Source organism: Saccharomonospora sp. NPDC046836 (genome assembly GCF_040645195.1).
In the GTDB taxonomy this organism is placed as follows: Bacteria; Actinomycetota; Actinomycetes; order Mycobacteriales; family Pseudonocardiaceae; genus Prauserella_A.
The window spans coordinates 64,905-84,071 of the sequence record NZ_JBEYXW010000003.1 but is presented as its reverse complement, the minus strand read 5'-3'; the positions used below and the strand labels follow the sequence as shown (position 1 = coordinate 84,071).

The 19,167-nt window shown below is 68.6% G+C and carries 14 protein-coding genes; 7 read left to right on the top strand and 7 right to left on the bottom strand.

Annotation, left to right across the window (positions count from 1 at the left end; translation table 11 throughout):
• The first annotated feature begins 115 nt into the window (after positions 1 to 115).
• Positions 116 to 1,585: an NAD(P)/FAD-dependent oxidoreductase gene (locus tag ABZ863_RS05440; RefSeq protein WP_358531390.1), complete on the top strand. Its 1,470-nt coding sequence runs from the start codon at positions 116 to 118 to the stop codon at positions 1,583 to 1,585.
• A 10-nt stretch (positions 1,586 to 1,595) separates the two neighbouring features.
• On the opposite strand, the gene ABZ863_RS05435 is transcribed toward ABZ863_RS05440, so the two are convergent.
• From ABZ863_RS05435 to ABZ863_RS05415, 5 genes are all read right to left on the bottom strand, one after another.
• Positions 1,596 to 2,069 (bottom strand): helix-turn-helix transcriptional regulator, encoded by a 474-nt coding sequence (locus ABZ863_RS05435; protein WP_358531786.1) that lies wholly within the window; start codon positions 2,067 to 2,069, stop codon positions 1,596 to 1,598.
• Between the two features lie 357 nt (positions 2,070 to 2,426).
• Positions 2,427 to 3,821, bottom strand: a complete 1,395-nt coding sequence (locus tag ABZ863_RS05430) for an LCP family protein (RefSeq protein WP_358531784.1) — start codon at positions 3,819 to 3,821, stop codon at positions 2,427 to 2,429.
• 466 nt (positions 3,822 to 4,287) lie between these two features.
• Positions 4,288 to 6,450, bottom strand: a complete 2,163-nt coding sequence (locus ABZ863_RS05425; RefSeq protein ID WP_358531388.1) for a phospholipase A2 — start codon at positions 6,448 to 6,450, stop codon at positions 4,288 to 4,290.
• Positions 6,451 to 6,520: 70 nt separating this feature from the next.
• Positions 6,521 to 7,711, bottom strand: a complete 1,191-nt coding sequence (locus tag ABZ863_RS05420) for a GGDEF domain-containing protein (RefSeq protein ID WP_358531782.1) — start codon at positions 7,709 to 7,711, stop codon at positions 6,521 to 6,523.
• 757 nt (positions 7,712 to 8,468) lie between these two features.
• The gene (locus ABZ863_RS05415) at positions 8,469 to 9,665 is read right to left on the bottom strand and encodes an MFS transporter (RefSeq protein WP_358531780.1); all 1,197 of its coding nucleotides are present in this window, start codon (positions 9,663 to 9,665) and stop codon (positions 8,469 to 8,471) included.
• Between the two features lie 362 nt (positions 9,666 to 10,027).
• Here ABZ863_RS05415 and ABZ863_RS05410 point away from each other — a divergent pair, with 362 nt between their 5' ends.
• Complete coding sequence (locus ABZ863_RS05410) at positions 10,028 to 10,936, top strand: SDR family oxidoreductase (protein ID WP_358531386.1); 909 nt, start codon at positions 10,028 to 10,030, stop codon at positions 10,934 to 10,936.
• An 81-nt stretch (positions 10,937 to 11,017) separates the two neighbouring features.
• Here ABZ863_RS05410 and ABZ863_RS05405 read toward each other — a convergent pair whose 3' ends face one another.
• Positions 11,018 to 12,859 (bottom strand): AMP-dependent synthetase/ligase, encoded by a 1,842-nt coding sequence (locus tag ABZ863_RS05405; RefSeq protein WP_358531384.1) that lies wholly within the window; start codon positions 12,857 to 12,859, stop codon positions 11,018 to 11,020.
• A gap of 198 nt (positions 12,860 to 13,057) precedes the next feature.
• Between ABZ863_RS05405 and ABZ863_RS05400 the strand changes: the two genes are divergently transcribed.
• The 4 genes from ABZ863_RS05400 to ABZ863_RS05385 are packed head-to-tail and all read left to right on the top strand — an operon-like array spanning position 13,058 to position 17,588.
• The gene (locus ABZ863_RS05400; protein ID WP_358531382.1) at positions 13,058 to 14,515 is read left to right on the top strand and encodes a Na+/H+ antiporter NhaC family protein; all 1,458 of its coding nucleotides are present in this window, start codon (positions 13,058 to 13,060) and stop codon (positions 14,513 to 14,515) included.
• Positions 14,512 to 15,765 carry a four-carbon acid sugar kinase family protein gene (locus ABZ863_RS05395; protein ID WP_358531380.1) on the top strand — a complete coding sequence of 418 codons (1,254 nt, stop codon included), beginning with the start codon at positions 14,512 to 14,514 and terminating at the stop codon, positions 15,763 to 15,765. Before ABZ863_RS05400 ends, ABZ863_RS05395 begins: the two co-directional genes overlap by 4 nt.
• Positions 15,762 to 16,802, top strand: a complete 1,041-nt coding sequence (gene pdxA / locus ABZ863_RS05390) for a 4-hydroxythreonine-4-phosphate dehydrogenase PdxA (protein ID WP_358531378.1) — start codon at positions 15,762 to 15,764, stop codon at positions 16,800 to 16,802. The genes ABZ863_RS05395 and pdxA overlap by 4 nt, the downstream gene beginning before the upstream one ends.
• 9 nt (positions 16,803 to 16,811) lie before the next feature.
• Positions 16,812 to 17,588 carry a DeoR/GlpR family DNA-binding transcription regulator gene (locus tag ABZ863_RS05385; RefSeq protein ID WP_358531376.1) on the top strand — a complete coding sequence of 259 codons (777 nt, stop codon included), beginning with the start codon at positions 16,812 to 16,814 and terminating at the stop codon, positions 17,586 to 17,588.
• On the opposite strand, the gene ABZ863_RS05380 is transcribed toward ABZ863_RS05385, so the two are convergent.
• A complete protein-coding gene (locus ABZ863_RS05380) occupies positions 17,589 to 18,173 on the bottom strand; it encodes a TetR family transcriptional regulator (protein ID WP_358531374.1) in 585 nt (194 codons plus the stop codon). It lies immediately after the preceding gene.
• Between the two features lie 84 nt (positions 18,174 to 18,257).
• Between ABZ863_RS05380 and ABZ863_RS05375 the strand changes: the two genes are divergently transcribed.
• Positions 18,258 to 19,166, top strand: coding sequence for an SDR family NAD(P)-dependent oxidoreductase (locus ABZ863_RS05375; protein ID WP_358531373.1), 909 nt, complete (start codon positions 18,258 to 18,260; stop codon positions 19,164 to 19,166).
• The last annotated feature ends 1 nt before the right edge of the window (position 19,167 follow it).

Sequence of the window (19,167 nt, the reverse complement as noted above, 5' to 3'; positions counted from 1 at the left end):
CGCTTGCGCGGCGCCTGGGACTTCGCGGCTGCGCTCACGCTGTTCACTCTACCGGAAGTAACTTACTCCCAGTAAGATGGACTTCCGGTAACGGGAACTGCGTCAGGGAGGCGCCATGGGCAACCGCATCGAGGCGGAAGTCGTCATCGTCGGTACCGGGTTCTCGGGGCTCGGCATGGCGATCCAGCTCCGCAAGGAGGGCCGCGACGACTTCGTGCTCCTCGAGAAGGCCGGCGACATCGGCGGTACCTGGCGCGACAACACGTATCCCGGCTGCGCGTGCGACGTCCAGTCGCACATGTACTCGTTCTCCTTCGAGCAGAACCCGCGCTGGTCCCGGTCGTTCTCGCCGCAGCCGGAGATCCACGAGTACCTGCGGCGCGTTGCCGCCAAGTACGACCTGCGCCGGTTCGTCCGGTTCGGCCAGGACGTGACCGGCGCACGCTGGGATCCGGACGAGAACCGGTGGCACGTGGCCACCGCGGGCGGCGTCGAGGTCGTCGGCAGGTTCCTCGTCGCCGGCGTGGGTGCGCTGCACCTGCCGCAGGTTCCCGGGCTGGCCGGCATCGAACGGTTCCGGGGCAGGGCCTTCCATTCCGCCGCGTGGGAGCACGATTATGACCTGAGGAACCAGAAGGTCGCGGTCATCGGCACCGGTGCCAGCGCCATCCAGTTCGTGCCGCACATCGCCGGTGAAGTGACGCGGCTGACGGTGTTCCAGCGGACACCGCCGTGGATCATGCCGAAACCGGATCACGTCATGCCGGAGTGGGCCAAGGAGCTGTTCGCCCGCGTGCCGGTGGCGCAGCGCGCGTACCGCAACCTCCTCTACTGGTTGCTGGAACTGCGGGCGGTCGGGTTCAACCGCGAACCGCGCCTGATGAGGCTCGTGCAGAAGATCGCCAAGCGGCACATCGACAGACACATCAGCGACCCGGTGCTACGCGAGAAGCTCACGCCGAGCTATGTCATGGGCTGCAAGCGCGTGCTGATCTCCAACGACTACTACCCGGCGCTGAACCGCGGCAACGTCGAGGTCATCACCGACGGCGTCACTGAGGTCACCGAGCGTGGCATCATCGACACCTCGGGACGTGAACACGAGGTCGACGCGATCATCTACGGCACCGGCTTCCACGTCACCGACGCCTTCGACGACCTCGACATCATCGGAACGGGCAGTCGCAACCTGGGCAAGCTGTGGTCGGCGGAGGGCATGCAGACCCACAAGGGCATCACGGTCGCCGGCTTTCCGAACCTGTTCTTCCTGCTCGGTCCTAACACCGGCCTCGGCCACAACTCGGTGGTGTTCATGATCGAACAGCAGATCCGCTACATCAGCGAGGCCATCCGTCTCGTCGAGTCGCGTGGCGCGGCGGCGCTCGACGTGCGGCGGGACGTGCAGGCGGAGTTCAACGACGACATCCAGCGCAAGCTCGAGCACGGCATCTGGACCCGGGGCGGCTGCACGAGCTGGTACCTGGACGCCAAGGGCGTCAACCGCACCATCTGGCCAGGCTTCACGTGGCGGTACTGGCTCCAGACCCGCAACGTGCGTGCCGACGACTTCGAGCTCATCCGGTAGCGGCCTCAGCTCACTGGCTGGTGGACACCACGGACAGGTCGCGGAGCCTGCCGATCAGCTCCTGGGTCGGCAGACCACAGAGCTCGGCCATCCGATCCAGAGCCGGCAGATCGAGCAGCACGTCGGCGCTGCTCGACTGGGTCAGCCTGCCCTCCGCCCAGCGGCGTAGTGGCTCGAGGCCCTGCTGGTCGGTGGCGACCACCCGGGCAAGGTTCACGCGGATCCGGCCGGGTTCCTCGCCGAACACCCGCTTGTGCACGCGCGCCAGCAGGTTCTGCGGCAGCTCGTCCATTGCCAGGCACAGCTCGACCAGCCGGACGATGGAGCACTGCCGCGTACCGAGCTCATAGGTCGCCAGCGTCTGGAGCGAGATATCGCTCTGCAGGCGCTGGTTGAGCTCCTTGCGTGTCCACCCTCGCTTCTTGCGGAGCTTGCGTAGTTCTTCACCCAGAATCCGCTGGTACGTATCCGCGTCGAGCTGCACTCCCGGTCCTTCGCCTGCACCCCGTGAGCTGCCGTGCACCGACTGAGGCGGCACAGCGCATGCGTTCATCACGGCAGTGAAAGCGACCGGGCCGCTTTGGCTTACGCGGCATACGTAGAAATTTTGATGAAAGTCCTTCAACTACTCCGAATGGGCGATCAAAAGGCACCGAATGGGCTCACCCAGGCTTGGAGGTCGCGCGGATAGGGGTCTCGGCTGAATTTCGGGGACACCCGGACCCCGAGGCGTGGCGGCGTCCAGGCGGCGGCGTCTTGCGGGACACCCGCACCCGGGGATACAAGGCGGAGGGCGGGTCCCAGGTGGGCCAGCCCGAACGTTCCCTATCTGCGTGACCTCTTAGTTGACGCAGGTCACGCCTTGCGCGGTGATCGGCGGCTCTTGGGTGGGTGGCTGTTGTGCGACGGGAGGCGCCTGCGGCTGCATTGCCGGCTGCGCCACGCCGGACGTGCTGTCGTCGGGGGAGTAGTCGGGCGCCAGCAGCACCCGCACATGCCCGGCAGGCACGCTCGAGTCGGTGGCGACCTCGGCCCCGCCGATCGCGTCGGCCACCTTCTCGCCCGCCTTTTCCTGACCGGCAGGAACCTGCACGACAGTGGTGGACCTGGCCGTGGCGTTGTCGACCTCGCCCTGGACGAATCCCTGCTGCACCAGGGACTCCGCCACCTGGCCCGCGAGCCCGGTGACGCCTGATGCGTTGAGCACGTCGACGGTGATCTCGCCGGCGTCCGGCGCCGGGGCGCTCCCCTTGCTGGGCTGCACACCGTTGAGCTGCTGCACGAACTGGCGGACCTCCTGCGGGTCCACCTGGACGGCCTGGCCGTCTTCCACGGTGTCGTACTCGGGGTTCACGACGGGGATGGTGTCGAACTGGATCTGCCCACCCGAGAGCCCCTGCAGCTGCTGTGCGAAGCCGATCAGGTCCCAGCCCTGGTTGACCACCACCGACTTCTGGACGGCATTGATCAGTCCGTTCAGTCTGGCCGGATCGGCCAGCGTGCCGGCGGAGAGAACCTTGCGGGCAAGGCCTGCCATGAACACCTGCTGGCGGACGACCCGGTCGAGGTCGCCACGCAGCAGGCCATGCCGCTGCCGGACGAAGGCGAGCGCCTGGAAACCCGAGATCGTCTGCGGACCGGCGTTGAACTTCGCCCCCGAGTACGAGTCGTCGACCGCTTTGTTCAGGCAGACGTCCACGCCACCGATGGCCTGCGTGATGTCGTAGAAGCCGAGCAGGTTGATCGCGGCGTAGTTGTCGATGGTCGCCCCGGTGAGCTCCTCCACAGTCTTGATGAGGGTCTTCGCGCCCTCCTGGTTGCTGCGGAGCTCCAGCTCCCTGGAGTCGGTGACGCCCTGCTGCTGGAGTTCGTCGCGGGCAGCGAGCTTGGCGCGGGCGTAGGCCGAGTTGATCTTGTGTTTGCCGAATCCCGGGATATCGACATAGGAGTCACGTGGCAGCGAGATCGCCACGGCCTTCTTACCGTCGTTGGGTATGTGGACGAGGATCAGCGTGTCGGTGTTGAGCGCACCATCGGAGACACCGGCGCGCAGCTTCGCGAGCATCTCCTCGGACAGTGGGTTGCCCTGCGCATCGGTGCGGCTGTCCATGCCGACCAGCAGGATGTCGCGAGCACCGTCCGCGGGCAGGTCGTTGGGCTCGGCGATCACATCGGTCACGGTCAGCCCGTTGACCAGCCCCTGCATCACCGCCCACGCATAGCCGGTGGCCGTCATCACCAGCGCCGAGACGATGACCAGCACGATCTTCGGTCCGCGCAGCGTGCGCCGCTTGGGCGGCGGTGGCGGTGGCGGTGTGCGCGGGCGCTGTGTCGGAGGGCGTCGAGGGGGCTGTGCGGCAGACCGTTTGCCGGCGGAGGAGGAACCGGACGTCTCACGTGGCGCAGGCCTGCGGCCGGGCGAGGGAACACGCCTGCCACCGTCTGGTGGCACCGACCTGCCCCCAGGTGGTGGCACCGGACGACCGCCGCCCGGCGGTACCGGTGAGCCGCCCGCGCGGTCCTGCCACGGCCTCGCGGGACCACGGCCTCGCGGGGAGTCCCGCGGCGGGTAGTCCACGCCAACGGCTCCTTTCCTCGACAGTTACGGTCCCATATGTGACGTCTGAGCGGCGATCCAGGTTGTCGTAGCGTGGCACACCGATCCGGTGGTGTGGTCGTCCCGGTTCCGGTGTGGCGCTCGTTTACCCTGCGTAGCTGCTCGCCGTGCGACTGGCCCACACCGTAGCCAACGCCGCCGCCACAGCCAGCACCACCGTGGCGCCGTACACAATGACGCCAACCGCCAGGGTATCGGGGCCGGCGGTCGCGGACAGTAGTGGCGACACGCACACCAGTGCGGTCAACAGCCAGGTGCGTGGTGCGCTCGTGCTGCCCGTGCGCACGGTGTGCAGCAGCGACATGCCGAGCAGCAACTGGACCAGGCTCTGGATGGAATCCATTGGTAACCCCGGTAGCAGGGCGTTCGCCGTTCCGCCGAAGCTACTGACCGCGAAACCGAACACCCCGATCGTGGAGTACCCGATTCCTGCCGTGGTAGCCGCGTAGCCGAGCACGCGGTCCAGTCCGCTCGCGGCGACCGGTCCCGCGGGCACCAGCGGCGGTTGGTGGCCGAGATGTCGCTCGAACCACCAGAACACCAGCGCGGCAGGCCCGGTGAGTATCGCGACGGCCACGAGCACCTTGCCGCTGCCCGCATCGAGCCTGCCCGGCAGGTACACGGCGGCAACAACCAGCAACATCGCGGCGAGGAAGACGAGGTACAGGCTCATCGGTGCCCGTGCGGCGAACCGGGTGGCCTGCAGCACGCCCGGTCGCGCGGCGAGCCGGCCGAGCCAGGGACGCAGCATGCTCAGCGCACTCAGCTGGACGAGACCGAGCAGCAGTACCGGCAGCACCGGAGCCGCGAGCGCGGGTGGTGCGCCCGCGACTCCGAGCATGGTCACCGGCACGAGGCCCGCGGCTGCCCCTGCGCCGAGAGCGGCGAGCCCGGCGACGGCGACCACCAGCGCCCACGATCGCCGGCCGGGCCGGTCGAGGTGGGCGAAAGCCAGCTGCTGGGCGAGCAGGGCCAGCAACAGTGTCGCGGCGTGGTCCAGCGCCGTCGGGCCGAGCCGGCGCGTGACGAGCTCGGTCAGTATCAGCAGGCCGGTGAGCGTGAGCGCGACGGCAACCGGTGCCCGCCGGTGCAGCGCGTGCATGGCGGGCGTCGCGACGACGGTGAGTACGTACACCCCGAGCAGCCACAACGGATGCAGCGCGATCCGGACCACGATCTCGGTGGTGGGGGCCGGGATCGCGAGCACCTCCAGCGCGATCGGCACGGCGAACGCGACCACGGCGAAGACCAGCGTCAGGCGCAGCAGCCAGCTGGTCCGGTGTGCCAGGTACTCGCGGTACCCACCGCCGGACTCGCGCACGGCTCGCCAGCCCGTGAGGTTGGCGTGGCCTCCCGCGAAGAAGAACACGAACGCCAGCTGCGCAACCCAGGTGAACGGCCACAGCAGGGCCGGGGGCGCACCTGCCCACCTCGCGAGCGCGACCGAAGCCTCACCGAGGACGAGCAGCGCGATGCTGGCCACACCGAGCACGGTCCACCGATCCACCGGCCGGGAAACGGTCCTCAGGGCGGTGGGGGTGCGTCGCGGCCGGGTACGCCGCATGCCGAGCCAGCCGCGCAGCCGGAACGACAGCAGCAGGCCGATCGCCGCGACGCCGGCGAGTATCGGTGTGAGCGGCTCGCCGATCGGCGGCCCCCAGCGCTGGTGCCATGAGTTCGCCACCAGCCCCGCGGAGTACAACGACGCCACGACTTGACACACGCTCTCCGACCCCCGCGGGTTGAGCCGGCAGGTGGCGTGCATGTCGGCCGACAGCCGGTCGTCGAGGGCCCGGCGCACGTCCTGGCTCAGGGGGTGACCTTTCTTCTCGGCGTAGCGCAGCAGGTCGTAGCCGAGGTCGTGTGCCTTGCACGGTGTGCCGAAGTCCCAGCGCGTGTTGTCGTCGCCCCATGGGGTGGAGCACCCGCCGTCGACGTGGACGGTCCTCACCGTGCCGTCGCGTGCCGCCAGGCTGCCCGGTACGACACCGGTCACCGCGGTGAAGTCGGGCGGCAGTAGGTCGAGGGCATCGGGAGAGGGCCCCGGTCGGAGAAGCGCCTCGATCGCGCGGTGCGCGGCGGCCGTGCCATCGTGTGGCGGCCCGTTGTCGGGCACCGCGGCGGAGCGGGAGGCGACGAAGCCGAACCCGGTGACGACGAGCACGAGGAGCAGGACCCACGCCGATGTCCAGACGCGGCCCCGCCCGCGTCTGGACGCGGGCGGAGTCTCCTCGGTTCGTGCCGTCATGGTCTCCAAGAATTGCAGTGATCGGCAGGGGGTGGCATCCGGGAAACCCCGGATTAGGGCCTGCGCCAGGCTACTGGGTGACCGGCCGCGCGAAGCGCACCTGGTTGCGACCGTTCTCCTTCGCCTCGTAGACAGCCGCGTCGGCGGCTTGCATCAGGCTGGCGAGTGTCGCCGCGTGGAGCGGGAACACCGCGACGCCGATCGAGGTGGTGCGGTCGGTGATCGTGGTCTGCGCGCCGCGTTTGTCGGTGGTGTCGATGCGCAGGTGCGCGATCGTGTTGCGCACGCGCTCGGCGGCGACCTGCGCTGCCGCCGCGTCGGCGTCGGGCAACAGCACGAGGAACTCCTCGCCGCCGAACCGGCCGACGATGTCGGCCGGCCTGGTGACCTCGCCCAGCGCCTTCGCCACCGCGCCGAGTACGTCGTCACCCGCGGGATGGCCGAAGCTGTCATTGATCCACTTGAAGTGGTCCAGGTCGATCATGAGCATGGCGAGGTTGCCGTCAGCGCGGCTGATGCGCTCGAGCGCCCGTTCGGCGGATTCCGACCAGCCGCGCATGTTGAGCAGGCCCGTCTTGGGGTCGGTGACCACGTCGTCCTGCAGCTGGTCGAGCTCTGCGAGCCGGTTGAAGAACACCGTGACCACAGCCATGATCACGACCGTCGGTGGCATGGTCACGAGCAGCACCGCCGTCACCGCGCCGAGGCCGGTGGTGATGGCCTCCAGCAGGTTGTCCGCCTTGCTGCCCAGCACGGTGCGCACCGTCGGACGCGGCCCGCTGAGCGCGAGGATGCCACCGACGTAGAGCACCTGGACGCCTTCGTACACGGCTGCGGCTATGAGGACTAGACCAAACTCGCGCAGCGAGCCCAGTGCGGTGACCGAATGCCAGTCCTGCGGGTGGAGCGAGGCGTAGCTCAGGCCGGCCAGCGCCGCGGCGAGACTGTGCGAAATGGACGAGAAGATGAAGTTGTGCGGGGGCCGCCGCGCGGTGAACCAGCGCTGAACCCGGATCAGCACCACGAGCAACACCGCCAGCGTCGCCGGGAGCACCAGGATGGCGGGGAACACCCACACAGCGATCAGGTCGATGAGGACCGTCTTCGTCCGGTTGCGCCTGCGTTCCTCCTGCCGCTGGGTGAGCTGAATATGGACGGTGGCACCCGCCGCCAGGATGGCGAACCGGAGCCAGTCCGTGCCGTCGGGCGTCGCCGCAACCGTGAAGGCCGCAGCGAACCCGACCACCGCCGCGAGCTCCATCAGGAGCAAGAACACGATGAACCGCTTGGGCCTGCGCCATAGCGCCCATGCCCTGATCCGAGCGATGATCCCGTGCCGCGTGGCCGGTGTCCCGCCGGTGCCTTCGCCAGGCGGGGCCTGCCCGGTCACGGCGCCGTTGCCGCTGGGATCGGGCAGCGTCGGCTCACTTGGGCTGGAGGGCGCCGGCTGACGCCGATCGTGAGGCGTGAGCGGCACTCGCCAAACCTCCCAAGGTGTGCGTCATGGTCATTAAGTACGCTCTGCGGAGTCCGCGACAGAACGCGACACTCCACACAGCAGGTATCATCTCACCGCGCGAGAACCGTCGTGTGGCGAGGACGCCGGCTGTAGCGTCGGCGGGCGATGATTCCGGCAACTAGGCGATCGGAGGTGTTCTCCCTTGTCTGGTCGCGACTTCTGATCTAGAAAAAACACAGGCTCATCGGATTCTGCTGGCAATGGAGGTGCACCGTGTCCGGTCGTGATTTCTGATAGTGCTCCAAGTGAACGCTGTTGGCAGCTCAGGTGAAGGAGGTGTTTCCGGTGACTGGTCGTGATTTCTGAGATACCTGGCGTTGATGGAAATTCGTTAGCAATCGTTAAGGAGGTGACATCGTGGCGGGTCGCGACTTCTGAGTACTAACAGTAGTAATGAACACGCGTAGTCACTTTTTTCGCAATCATGTTCGAATGGCAGGAGGGGTTGTGGTCATGTCCGGTCGTGACTTCTGACGCAAGCTGTATTCGCATTTTCCGGTCAGGCATGCCCAGCGGCGGTACCGCCGGGCGCGGCATGGATACGTGCCCAGGAAAAGGCGACGGGCACGGTGAGAACAACCCCGGCGAAGCCGGCCAGCGCGATGGCCGTGGTCGCGGAGCCCACCCACTCGGTGAGGACTCCGCCGAGCGCGACACCCACTCCCTGCGCGACGCGCAGCCCCGTGCGGTACAAGCCACCCGCGCCGCCGCGCAGCTCGTTGGGCACCCAGGTGATGAACGTGGCGCCCACGGTGACGATGTAGGCGCCCGCGGCGCCGGCGAGTGCCAGCAGGAGCAGAGCGAACGGCAGGTTCGGCTCCAGGACGAACGCGATCAGCACGCCCGAGGCGGCGATCGCCAGCAACCCCATGTACCGCCGCCGGTTCTCCGCGGAGACGAACCGCGAGAGCACGAACACGCCCACGATGAACCCGACGGGATCTGCCGCGAGCAGCCAGCCGACGGCGTGCTCGGCGGCACCGATCTGATGCGCAAGTGGAGCGGCGAGCCCTTCGGGAACCACCGCGAGGCCCACCAGCCACGAGAAGGCGATGAGGATACGGAGCCTGCGTTGCCCGAAGACCCACCGAGCGGCGCCGAACCACGCCTCGTCGGGATTGCCGGCGGCCGGGCGCCAGCGCACGCTCAGCCGGACGACGGCGGCGGCGATGACGAAGGTGAACGCGTCGAGCGCCAGTGCCCATGACGGGCCGAACGCCGTGACGAGCACGCCACCGCCGGCCAGTCCGGCCAGCATGGCGATGTTCGTGGTGATGCCACGCAGGTCCTGGCTCCGCAAATAGACCTCGTCGTCGATGAACACCTCCCGGGTCAGCGCGTTCTGTGCGGCGTTGACCGGGGCACCCACCAGTCGCACCAGCACGATCAGCAGGCACAGCAACGCAAGCGGCGCGCCGGGTATCGCCATTCCGCCGACCAGCAATGCCTGGAGCAGCGCGCAGCTCACGAGTACGGTGCGGCGTGGGAACCTGTCGGCGAGCTGCGCCAGTCCGAGCCCGCCGACCAGAGCGGGCAGGAACGTCAAGGCGTAGACCACCGCGGTCCACAGTGCGGAGCCCGTGCGGCTGTAGACGAGAATCGCCAGTGCGACGGTGGTCAGATGGTCGCCTGCCACCGACTGAGCCTCGGCAGCCCAGAGCGCACGGAACTCCCGGTTGCGGAGCGCCGTGCTCAGCCGCGGCGCCGTGCTCGTTCCCAACTAGTGTCACCCTGTGCCGAATCGATTACTACGTGCAATGCCCAACCCAACGGTAGGTATCACGCCGGCTAAAGGGAGACGAACTGAAAACGTTGCCCTGATCGGACTAATGGCGCAGCTCCCCGGCCTGTGTGCTTCGGACCAACGTACGGGGCTACTCAGAGTCACGTGACAGCCCGGCAGTTTCCCCCAGCCGATCGCTGGGGCCTCGTTCGGCGCAGTGAGTACACCGTTCGGCGCGTACTGCCGCGCCGAACCATCCCACGTGACCAACACTGGAAGAGGCCAGATGCAGTGGAGGGACCGAGTTCAGCTCGGTGCTGGCGGTGGGAGAAACAATGGACAAGCTGCTCGATGGCAAGGCCGTGGTGGTGACAGGTGCGGGGCGGGGGCTCGGGGAAGCCTTTGCTGTGCACGCGGCGCAGGCAGGCGCCGCCGTGGTGGTGAACGATGTGGACGCCGAACTCGCCGAAGCGACCGCGGCGAACATCAGGGCGCACGGTGGTCGTGCCGTCGCCAGTGGACACAACGTCGCCGATCCGGAGCAGGCGCGGGCGATCATCGACCTGTGCGGAGCCGAGTTCGGCGGTGTCGACGGATTGGTCAACAACGCAGGGGTCAACTACGAGGCACTGCCCTGGCAGGAGGATCCCAGCCGGGTTCGCGAGCTGGTCGAGACCAATGTTCTCGGCGTGATCTACACCGGGATGGCGGCGGCGCAGGCCATGGTCGCCGGCGGCAACGGCGGTTCGATCGTCAACATCTCCTCGGGGGCGTCCCTGGGGCAGCGCAAGCTCGGCACGTATGCGGCAAGCAAGGGAGCGGTCGCCTCGCTGACGTACTCGTGGGCGCTGGACATGGAGGACGTCGGCATCCGCGTGAACGCGGTGTGCCCACTGGCGCACACCCGGATGGTCTGGAAGTCGGAACGGTCGCTGCGCAACTGCCCGCCTGATCGCACCCCGGCACGGATCGCGCCGGTGGTGCTGTTCCTGCTGGGCGACGGGGCGCAGGGCATCACCGGACAGCTCATCCGGTGCAACGGCCCACAGCTGCACATTGTGGGCCAGCCGTATCTGAAGGCGCCGATTCTCGAGCGGGAGGTGTGGGATTCCGACAGCGTGCAGCGCGCGTTCGACGAGGTGTTCAGCGCACACCTCGAGCCCTACGGGCTGGAGAAGCGGGTCCCACCACGCCTGCGCAAGTGGACGGGTACCGCTACCGCGCCACCGCTGCGCAGCGCGTGACACTGCGTAACGACTGAGTTGTCCCCCAAGGCCACCTTGGTTGCATTCAATGCGACCAAGGTGGCCTTGGGGGACGTTTACTCACGCGTCGTAGAGGGTGGCTATCTCGGATTCGTAGCGCTGCGTGATGATGCGCCGCTTGAGCTTGAGGGTGGGAGTCAGCTCGCCGCTCTCCGGCGTCCACGCGCTGGCGACTAGGTGGTAACGCTTCACCTGCTCGGCTCTGGCGAGCCGGTGGTTGGCGGACTCGACGGCCCGGTCGATCTCGGCTCGCACGTCGGGATGCGCCGCGAGCGTGGCCGGCTCTGCCCCGGCGGCACCCTCGATGCCCTTCGCGGCGGCCCATGCCGGTGCCGCCTCGTCGTCGAGCACGATCAGTGCCGTGATGTAGGGCCGGTTGTCGCCGATCGCCACCGCATGCCCGATGAGCGGATGCTCCTTGAGCAGGCTCTCGATCCTGGTCGGTGCGATGTTCTTGCCGCCGGCCGTGATGATCAGCTCCTTCTTGCGGTCGGTGATGGTCACGAACCCATCGTCGTCGATGGTCCCGATGTCGCCCGTGGCGAACCAGCCACCGGCATCGGTCGCCGGCTGGATGGAGCCGTCGTCCTGCAGGTAGCCGAGGAAGACGATGGGGCCGCGGACGAACAGCTCACCGTCGTCACCGGTCCGGACCTCGACGTCGGCGACCGGGCGGCCGACCGTGCCCGGCTTGCAGGCGCCCGCGGTGTTCGACGTGGCGGCGCCGGTGGTCTCCGAGAGTCCCCAGACCTCCTGGATCTCGACGCCGAGCCCGGCGATGAAGTACAGCACCTCCACCGGAAGCGCGGCGGCACCACTGGATGGCACGCAAAGATTGTCCAGACCCAGTAACTGTCGCACCGGTGCCAGCACCGTCCGGTCGGCCTCGGCGATCCTCGCGGCGAGCTCGGCCGGCACCTCCTTGCCCGCACCGCGCAGCCGGTAACCCTCCTGCAGCAGCTCATTGGCCTCGAGCAGAGCGGTGCGCCGCTCTTCGGGGACACCGGCCAGCATCATCTTCAGCCCGGCGGCCATCTTCTCCCACACCCTGGGCACACCGAAGAAACCGTCCGGACGCACCTGGGCCAGCGCGCTGACGATGGCCTGCGGATCGGCCAGCGTGTGCACGTGTCCGGCGTAGACGATCGGCATGTAGATCGACAGCTCCCGTTCGGCGATGTGTGCCAGCGGCAGGTAGGCGATGTTCTTCATGTGCATGGGGCTGCAGTGCAGCGAATGCACGGCGAGTGCCTCATGGATGGCGTTGCGGTGGGAGAGCACGACACCTTTCGGCACTCCGGTCGTGCCCGAGGTGTAGATCATCGCCAGTGGATCGTCGGGCTCGATGGCGTCGGCGGTCCATTCGAACACCTCCGGCTCCTCGGCATGCCGGGCTGCGCCACGCGCGCGCACGTCCGCGAATGTGCGGAAGCGGTCGTCGTCCTCCGGCAGCGTGCTGGCGTCCATGACGACGATGTGCTCGAGGTTGGGCAGCTGGTCCAGTACCGGTAACCAGCGTTCGAGCTCGTCGGGGCCACCGAGCACGGCGATCGGCGCCGCGCTGTGGTTCACGACGTAGGCGATCTGCTCGCTGCTGAGGGTCGAGTACGCCGTGCACGGGATGGCGCCGAGATGGGTGGCCGCGAGATCGGCGATCAGATGCTCGGGACGGCTGGGCGCCATGATGATCATGCGCTGACCCGCGGCCAGTCCGAGATCGGCGAGCCCGCGCGACACGGCGGCGATCTCGTCGCGGAGCTGTCCCCAGGTCAGTGTCGGACTGCTCGCGGCGTCGAGTGAGGTGAGCGCCGGCTTGGCTCCGAATTCGGTGGCGTTGCGACGCAGCAGAACGGGAATGGTGAGGCCCTCGGTCTCGCTCGCGACAGACGTTCTCCGGGCCACAGATGACAACGACAACGCAATCCTCCCTCACCTCGTCATTGAGGGCACCCACCCTATGTGGCGAAGGTCACTACCGAAACCCCCATATCGGTCGGTTGACTTGCTCAGTCTTGTCAACTTCGTCGACCAAAGTGCTTGTTATGCGCAGCTGTGTCCGTGCATGATGGCCCCTCCGCCCAACGGCCAAGGAGGATCACCGTGGATCTTCAGCTGCTGGCTGCGCTCGTACTCGGGATCGGCGCCATTGTGCTGATCGTGCTGCGCACCCGGCTCGACGCGTTCGTCGCGCTGCTCGTCGCCGCGCTGCTGACCGGCTTCGTCGCCGGTCAACCGATGACAGCCATCCTGGAGTCGATCACCGATGGATTCGGTTCCACCCTCGGTGCTATCGGCATCGTCATCGGGCTCGGTGTCGGTGTCGGCAAGATCCTGGAGGTGTCCGGAGCCGCGGATGCGCTGGCCAGAGCGTTCGTCCGGGCGCTCGGTAAGGGCCGGGAGCCGTGGGCGATGGCTGGCACAGGTGCGCTCGTGTCCATTCCGGTGTTCTGCGACTCCGGCTACGTGATCATGAACCCGCTGGCCCGTTCGATCGCGCGGCGCAAGCGCGCGGGCTACGTGACGCTCGCGCTCGCACTCGGCTGCGGGATGACGCTCACGCACCACCTGGTCCCGCCCACCCCGGGGCCGCTCGGCGTCGCCGGCATCCTCGGCGCCGACATCGGCGGTCTCATCCTCGTCGGCCTGATCTTCTCGGTAGTGCTGCTGCCGCTCGTCGTGGTCTACGCCCGGTGGGTCGGCCCGCGCCTGGAGGAGGAGCACCTGCTGCCCAGCGTGCGAGCCGAGGTCTACGGCTCCGCCGGCACGCGCGCCGCCGTCACCCCGTCCGGCCAGGTCAGCGCGTCGGCCGGCGAGGCGGGCGACGGAGACGACAAAGACGGAGACGACGGCGCCGAGCAGGGACGCCGGATGTCGGCCTGGGTGGCCGCGTTGCCGCTGCTCGTCCCGCTCCTGCTCATTGTCGCCAACACCGTGGCGGCGGCCGTCGACCGTAACGCACAGGGTGTGCTCAGTGGTGACGACTACGAGCCGTCACCGGTCGCGGGTGTGCTGTCGTTCGTCGGTAGCCCGGTCGTGGCCCTGCTGATCGGGCTCGTTCTCGCGGTTTACGTCCTGTTGCCCCGCGTGACGACCCGGAACCAGGTCGCCGACTGGCTCTCGCAGGCTGCTTCCTCGGCCGGCCTGATCATCCTCATCACCGGGGCGGGCGGCGCGTTCGGTCAGGTCCTGAGGGACACCGGCGTCGGTGACGAGCTCGCCGCGACCATCGCCTCCTGGAACCTGCCAGGGGCGCTGGTGCCGTTCCTGATCGCGACCCTGGTGCGGCTCGCGCAGGGCTCGGGCACGGTCGCGATGATCACCGCCGCATCCGTCACGGCGCCGCTGGTCGCCGGGCTCGGTGTGTCCCCGCTGGCGGCCGCGCTCGCGTGCTGTGCGGGCTCGATGGTGTTCAGCTACTTCAACGACTCGTATTTCTGGGTCGTCACGAGGTTCACTGGACTCGACGGTGCGGCGGCCATCCGCGGCTGGTCCGGCATCACCACGACGGTGTGGCTCGGTTCGCTGCCGCTGGTCCTGCTGGCAGGGGCGGTGCTGTGAGTGCTGTGCTCGTGATCGGTGACGACCTCACCGGGAGCAACGCGACCGGTGCGCGGTTCGCGCGCGCGGGCCTGCGCACGATCTCGGTGAGCGGCATCGAGCGCGTGGCGTGTGCGGGCGGTGCCGATGTCGTGGTGGTCAACGTCGGCTCGCGGCACTGCCCGCCCGGCCGGGCGCGGGCGCTGGTGCAGGACGCGGTCAAGGCGGTGGCACCGCCCACGCTGCTGGCCAAACGGGTCGACACGACCCTGCGTGGCAACGTCGGCACCGAGGTCGATGCGCTGCTCGACGTGCTCGACCCCGGAACCCGCGCGCTCGTGGTGCCTGCGTTTCCCGACGCGGGGCGCACCACGGTGGGCGGACTGCACCTCGTCGACGGTGTGCCCCTCGCCCAGACCTCCGCCGCGCGGGATCCGCTCAGCCCCGTCGCGTACTCCCGTGTGGCGACGATCCTGCGGCAGGGCACCGATCGCAGCATCGTCGAGGTGCCGTTGGACATCGTCGAGTCCGGTGTGGACGCGGTGGCCGAACGGCTTGCGGCCACGACCGAGCCGCTGGTGGTGTGCGACGCGACGACCAACGCCCACCTCGGGACGATCGCCGAAGCCGCGGCAACTGTCCAGCAGCGGCAGGGAACCAGGTGGGTGTCTGTCGACAGTGGACCGTTCGCCGTGCAGCTGGCGGTCGCGCTCGGCATCGGACCCGGTCTGCACGCGTTTCCGCCCGTGCTGGTCGTCGTCGGCAGCATCACCGGTACGACGCGCGATCAGGTCGCCGAGCTCGAACAGCTGCTGCGCGCGCAGTTCGTCGACGTGGCGCTCGACGACCTCGATGCCCGCCTTATCGCCGGCCGGGTCGCCGGCCTGCTGCGTCCGGGCCGGCGCGTGGTGGGCATGCGGACCCGCCTGCCCGCACCTGGCGAGCGGGTCGAACCGGCGACGGCCGAGCGGATACCGCGGGTACTCGGCGAGGCCGCGGCGATCCTGCTGGCGGAGCACCGCTTCGGTGGCCTCTACGTGACCGGCGGCGACATCGCCGAAGCCACGACGGCAGCGCTGCGCAGCGACGGGTTCGCCATCGACACCGAGGTCCTGCCGCTGGCCGTCGCGGGCAAGCTCGTCGGCGGTCCGCACGACGGCCTGCCGTTCGCGACCAAGGGTGGGCTGATCGGCGACCGCGCTGCTGCTGTCGCCTGCGTCGAACACCTGATCAGCGTCATCGCACAACAAGAGAGAGGAATGCCCCTGTGACCGCAGAGAACACCGAGCGTCCCATCCTGGCCGTCACCCTCGGCGACCCGGTGGGCATCGGCCCGGAGATCACGGCTCGCACACTGGCCGAACCGGAGGCGACCGAGCAGGCCCGCCCGCTGGCGGTCGGCGACGCCGCCGTGCTGCGGCGCGCGATCGAGGTGTGCAAGCTCGATGCCGAGGTCAATCCGGTGGAGTCGGTGGCACAGGCCCGCTTCGTACCCGGCGTGATCGATGTGCTCGACCTGGGTATCGCACCGGCCGACCTGCCGTGGGGCAAGGTCGACGGCACGGCGGGACGGGCCGCGGTCGCGGCCATCGAGGCCGCCACCCGTGCGGCGCTCGCCGGCGAGGTCGATGCGGTCGTCACCTCGCCGATCAACAAGGAGGCCATCTGGGCGGCGGGTTCGAAGCATCTCGGCCACACCGAGATGCTCGGGGAGCTCACCGGCTCCACCCGGTTCAACACGATGTTCTGGGTACGTGGGCTGAAGATCTTCTTCGCCACCAGGCATCTCTCATTGCGTGAGGCGCTGGACGAGATCACGAAGCCGAACATCGAGCACTCCATTCGCGAGGCCTACACGGCGCTGCAGGTGTTCGGCACGCGCGAGCCGAAGCTCGCGGTCGCCGCGCTGAACCCACACGGCGGGGAGAACGGCAAGTTCGGCGACGAGGAGATCGTCGCCATCGCGCCCGCGGTGGAGGCGACGCGGGCCGAGGGGCTCGACGTCGTTGGTCCGATTCCCGCGGATTCGGTGTTCCACCAGGGCCTCGAAGGGCGCTTCGACGGTGTGCTCTCGCTCTATCACGACCAGGGGCACATCGCGTCGAAAACGGTCGACTTCCACGGCACGGTGTCGGTGACGGTGGGCCTGCCGATCCTGCGGACATCGGTGGATCACGGCACCGCGTTCGACATCGCGGGCACCGGCAGGGCGGACCCCGGGACCATGCGTGCGGCCTTCCGCGCGGCGGTCGAGCTGGCTCCTTTCGCCGGCAAGCTGCGCGAGGTCTATCCGCCTGCCGCGCCGTAGAGTGCGCACGTGACCGTTCCCCGGCAGACGACCACCCAGCGGCGTGGGCTGCTGCTCGCTGCCGTCCGTGGCGGCGACAGCAGCATCCAGGCGCTGGCCGAGCAGTTCGGTGTGTCGCCGTCGACGATCCGGCGTGACCTCACCGAGCTGGCGCGTGAGGGGCACGTGGTGCGCACCTACGGTGGGGCGCTCGACACCGGGCCCAGCGTCGAGCGGACGCTGCGGGAGAAGGACGCCAGCCACGCCGAGGAGAAGAACGCGGTGGCGCGCGCGGCCGCCGAGCTGGTGCGGGACGGCGAGGTCGTGTTGCTGGATTCCGGGACCACGACAGGACGGCTTGCGCACCACCTGGCCGATCGGCCGGGGCTCACGGTGGTCACGAACGGGCTGACGGTACTGCTCGCGCTCGCCGACAGCCCGGAGGTGGATGTCATCGTGCTCGGCGGGAGGTTGCGCCATCCGAACGAGGCGATCCTGGGTACCACGGTCGAGCAGCAGCTGCGGCACATCAGGCCCGACCGGGTGTTCCTGGGGGCGGACGGGTTGACGGCCGATCGTGGTCTGTGCGCGCCGACGCTGGAGCAGGCACAGCTCAAGCACGCGATGCTGCATGCCGGCCGGGAGGCTTACGTGCTGGTGGACCATTCCAAGCTGGGCAGCGCGCCGTTCGTGTACTGGGCGCCCATGGACCGCGAGCACACGATCGTTGTCGACGACGGTCACCCCGCCGCCCTTGCCCCCTTCGAGTCCCTGCCGAACTGCGTGTTACGCGCCGTAACTGTGTGATCAGTGCCGCGTCAGCTGATCGAACGCCGCGTCAACGGCGTCCCGTAGTGCCGTCGGATCGTCGCCGGCCAGCTGCTGGGCGGTGCGGTAGCACGCCAGCCCGAGCTGCGGAGCGAGCACGGCGACCAGGTCACTCGCCCCCTGCTCGCGGAGATTGGCGACCAGGGTGTCGGCGTAGCCGGCGAGCTTGCGGGTGTTGCGGTCGGCGAGCTCGGGGTTCTCGGTGACCAGACGTAGGTGTGCCAGGTAGTAGTCGGTGTCGCTGGTGATCTCGTCGCACATTGCGAGTACGACCGTGCGCAGCTGCCGCAACGCCTCGTCGAGAGTGGGCGGGGTGCCGGTGCCCAGTGCGCGATGGTGGTCGGCGAAGCTGCGCAGCAGTGCCTGCTCGTCGGCGAACACGACCTCTTGCTTGTCACCGAAATAGCGGAAGAAGGTGGTGCGCCCTACCTGGGCGCGCTCGGCGATGTCGGTCACGGTGACCTCGCCGTAGCTGCGCTCGGCGAAGAGCTCGAAGGCGGCCTTGACGATCTGCTCCCGCGCGCGTTGCCGCTTGCGTTCGCGCAACGGAAGCCGTTCGGACATGCCGCAGAGTGTAACCCGCCGGTACTCAGACTAAAGTGGTACTCAGTTCCAGATGGAACGAGATACCTCACGATCGGAGCGTTCATGGGAACCCTGCTGATGACAGGTGCCAGTCGTGGTCTCGGCCGAGCGGCCGCCGAGCGCCTGCTACGCACCCAGCCCGATCAGCACCTACTGCTGCTGGTGCGCGGGACGAACGGACACCGGCTCGCGGCGGAGCTGGCCGAGCGGACCGGTAACCGGAAGGTGTCTGCGGTGCCGTGCGATCTGGCATCGCTCGCCGACGTCCGCGCCGCCGTCACCGAGATCGAGCGGCAGCTCGACGCGGGTGAGTTGCCCGCGCTGGACGGTTTTCTCGGCAACGCCGGGCTGCAGCTGACCTCCACGACGAGGAGCACCGCCGAGGGGTTCGAGGTCACCTTCGGGGTCAACGTGCTCGCCAACTACCTGCTACTGCGGCTACTGGCCGGCCGGTTCGTGGCGCCGGCCCGGATCGTGGTGGTGGGCAGCGATGCGCATTTCGGCGACCTCCGGCACAACCTGGTACTGGTACCCGCGCCGCACTGGACGTCGGTGACCGAACTGACAACACCACGGCCCGGTGGGGTGCGGGACGGCCGCCGCGCGTACGCGACGAGCAAGCTGGGCGTGCTGTACCTGGTGCACGCACTGGCACGGCGGCTGCCGGAAGGTGTCGACATCTACACCTACAACCCCGGTTTCGTCCCGGGCACCGGCCTCGCGCGCGATGCCGATCCCGTGTCCCGGCTCGCGATGCGAACCGTGATGCACGCGATGCGGGCCACGCCAATCGGGATGGGCCCTGAAGCTGCCGGCGTGCTGCTCGCGGATACGTTCACCGGGCCACGACCGGGAGACAGCGGTTCCTATGTGGACCGTGGCAAGGTCGCGCCCTCCTCGGCGGAGTCCTACGACGAGACACGCGAGGAGGAACTGTGGGCGGCTGCTGCGAAGCTCTGCGATCTTGACTGAC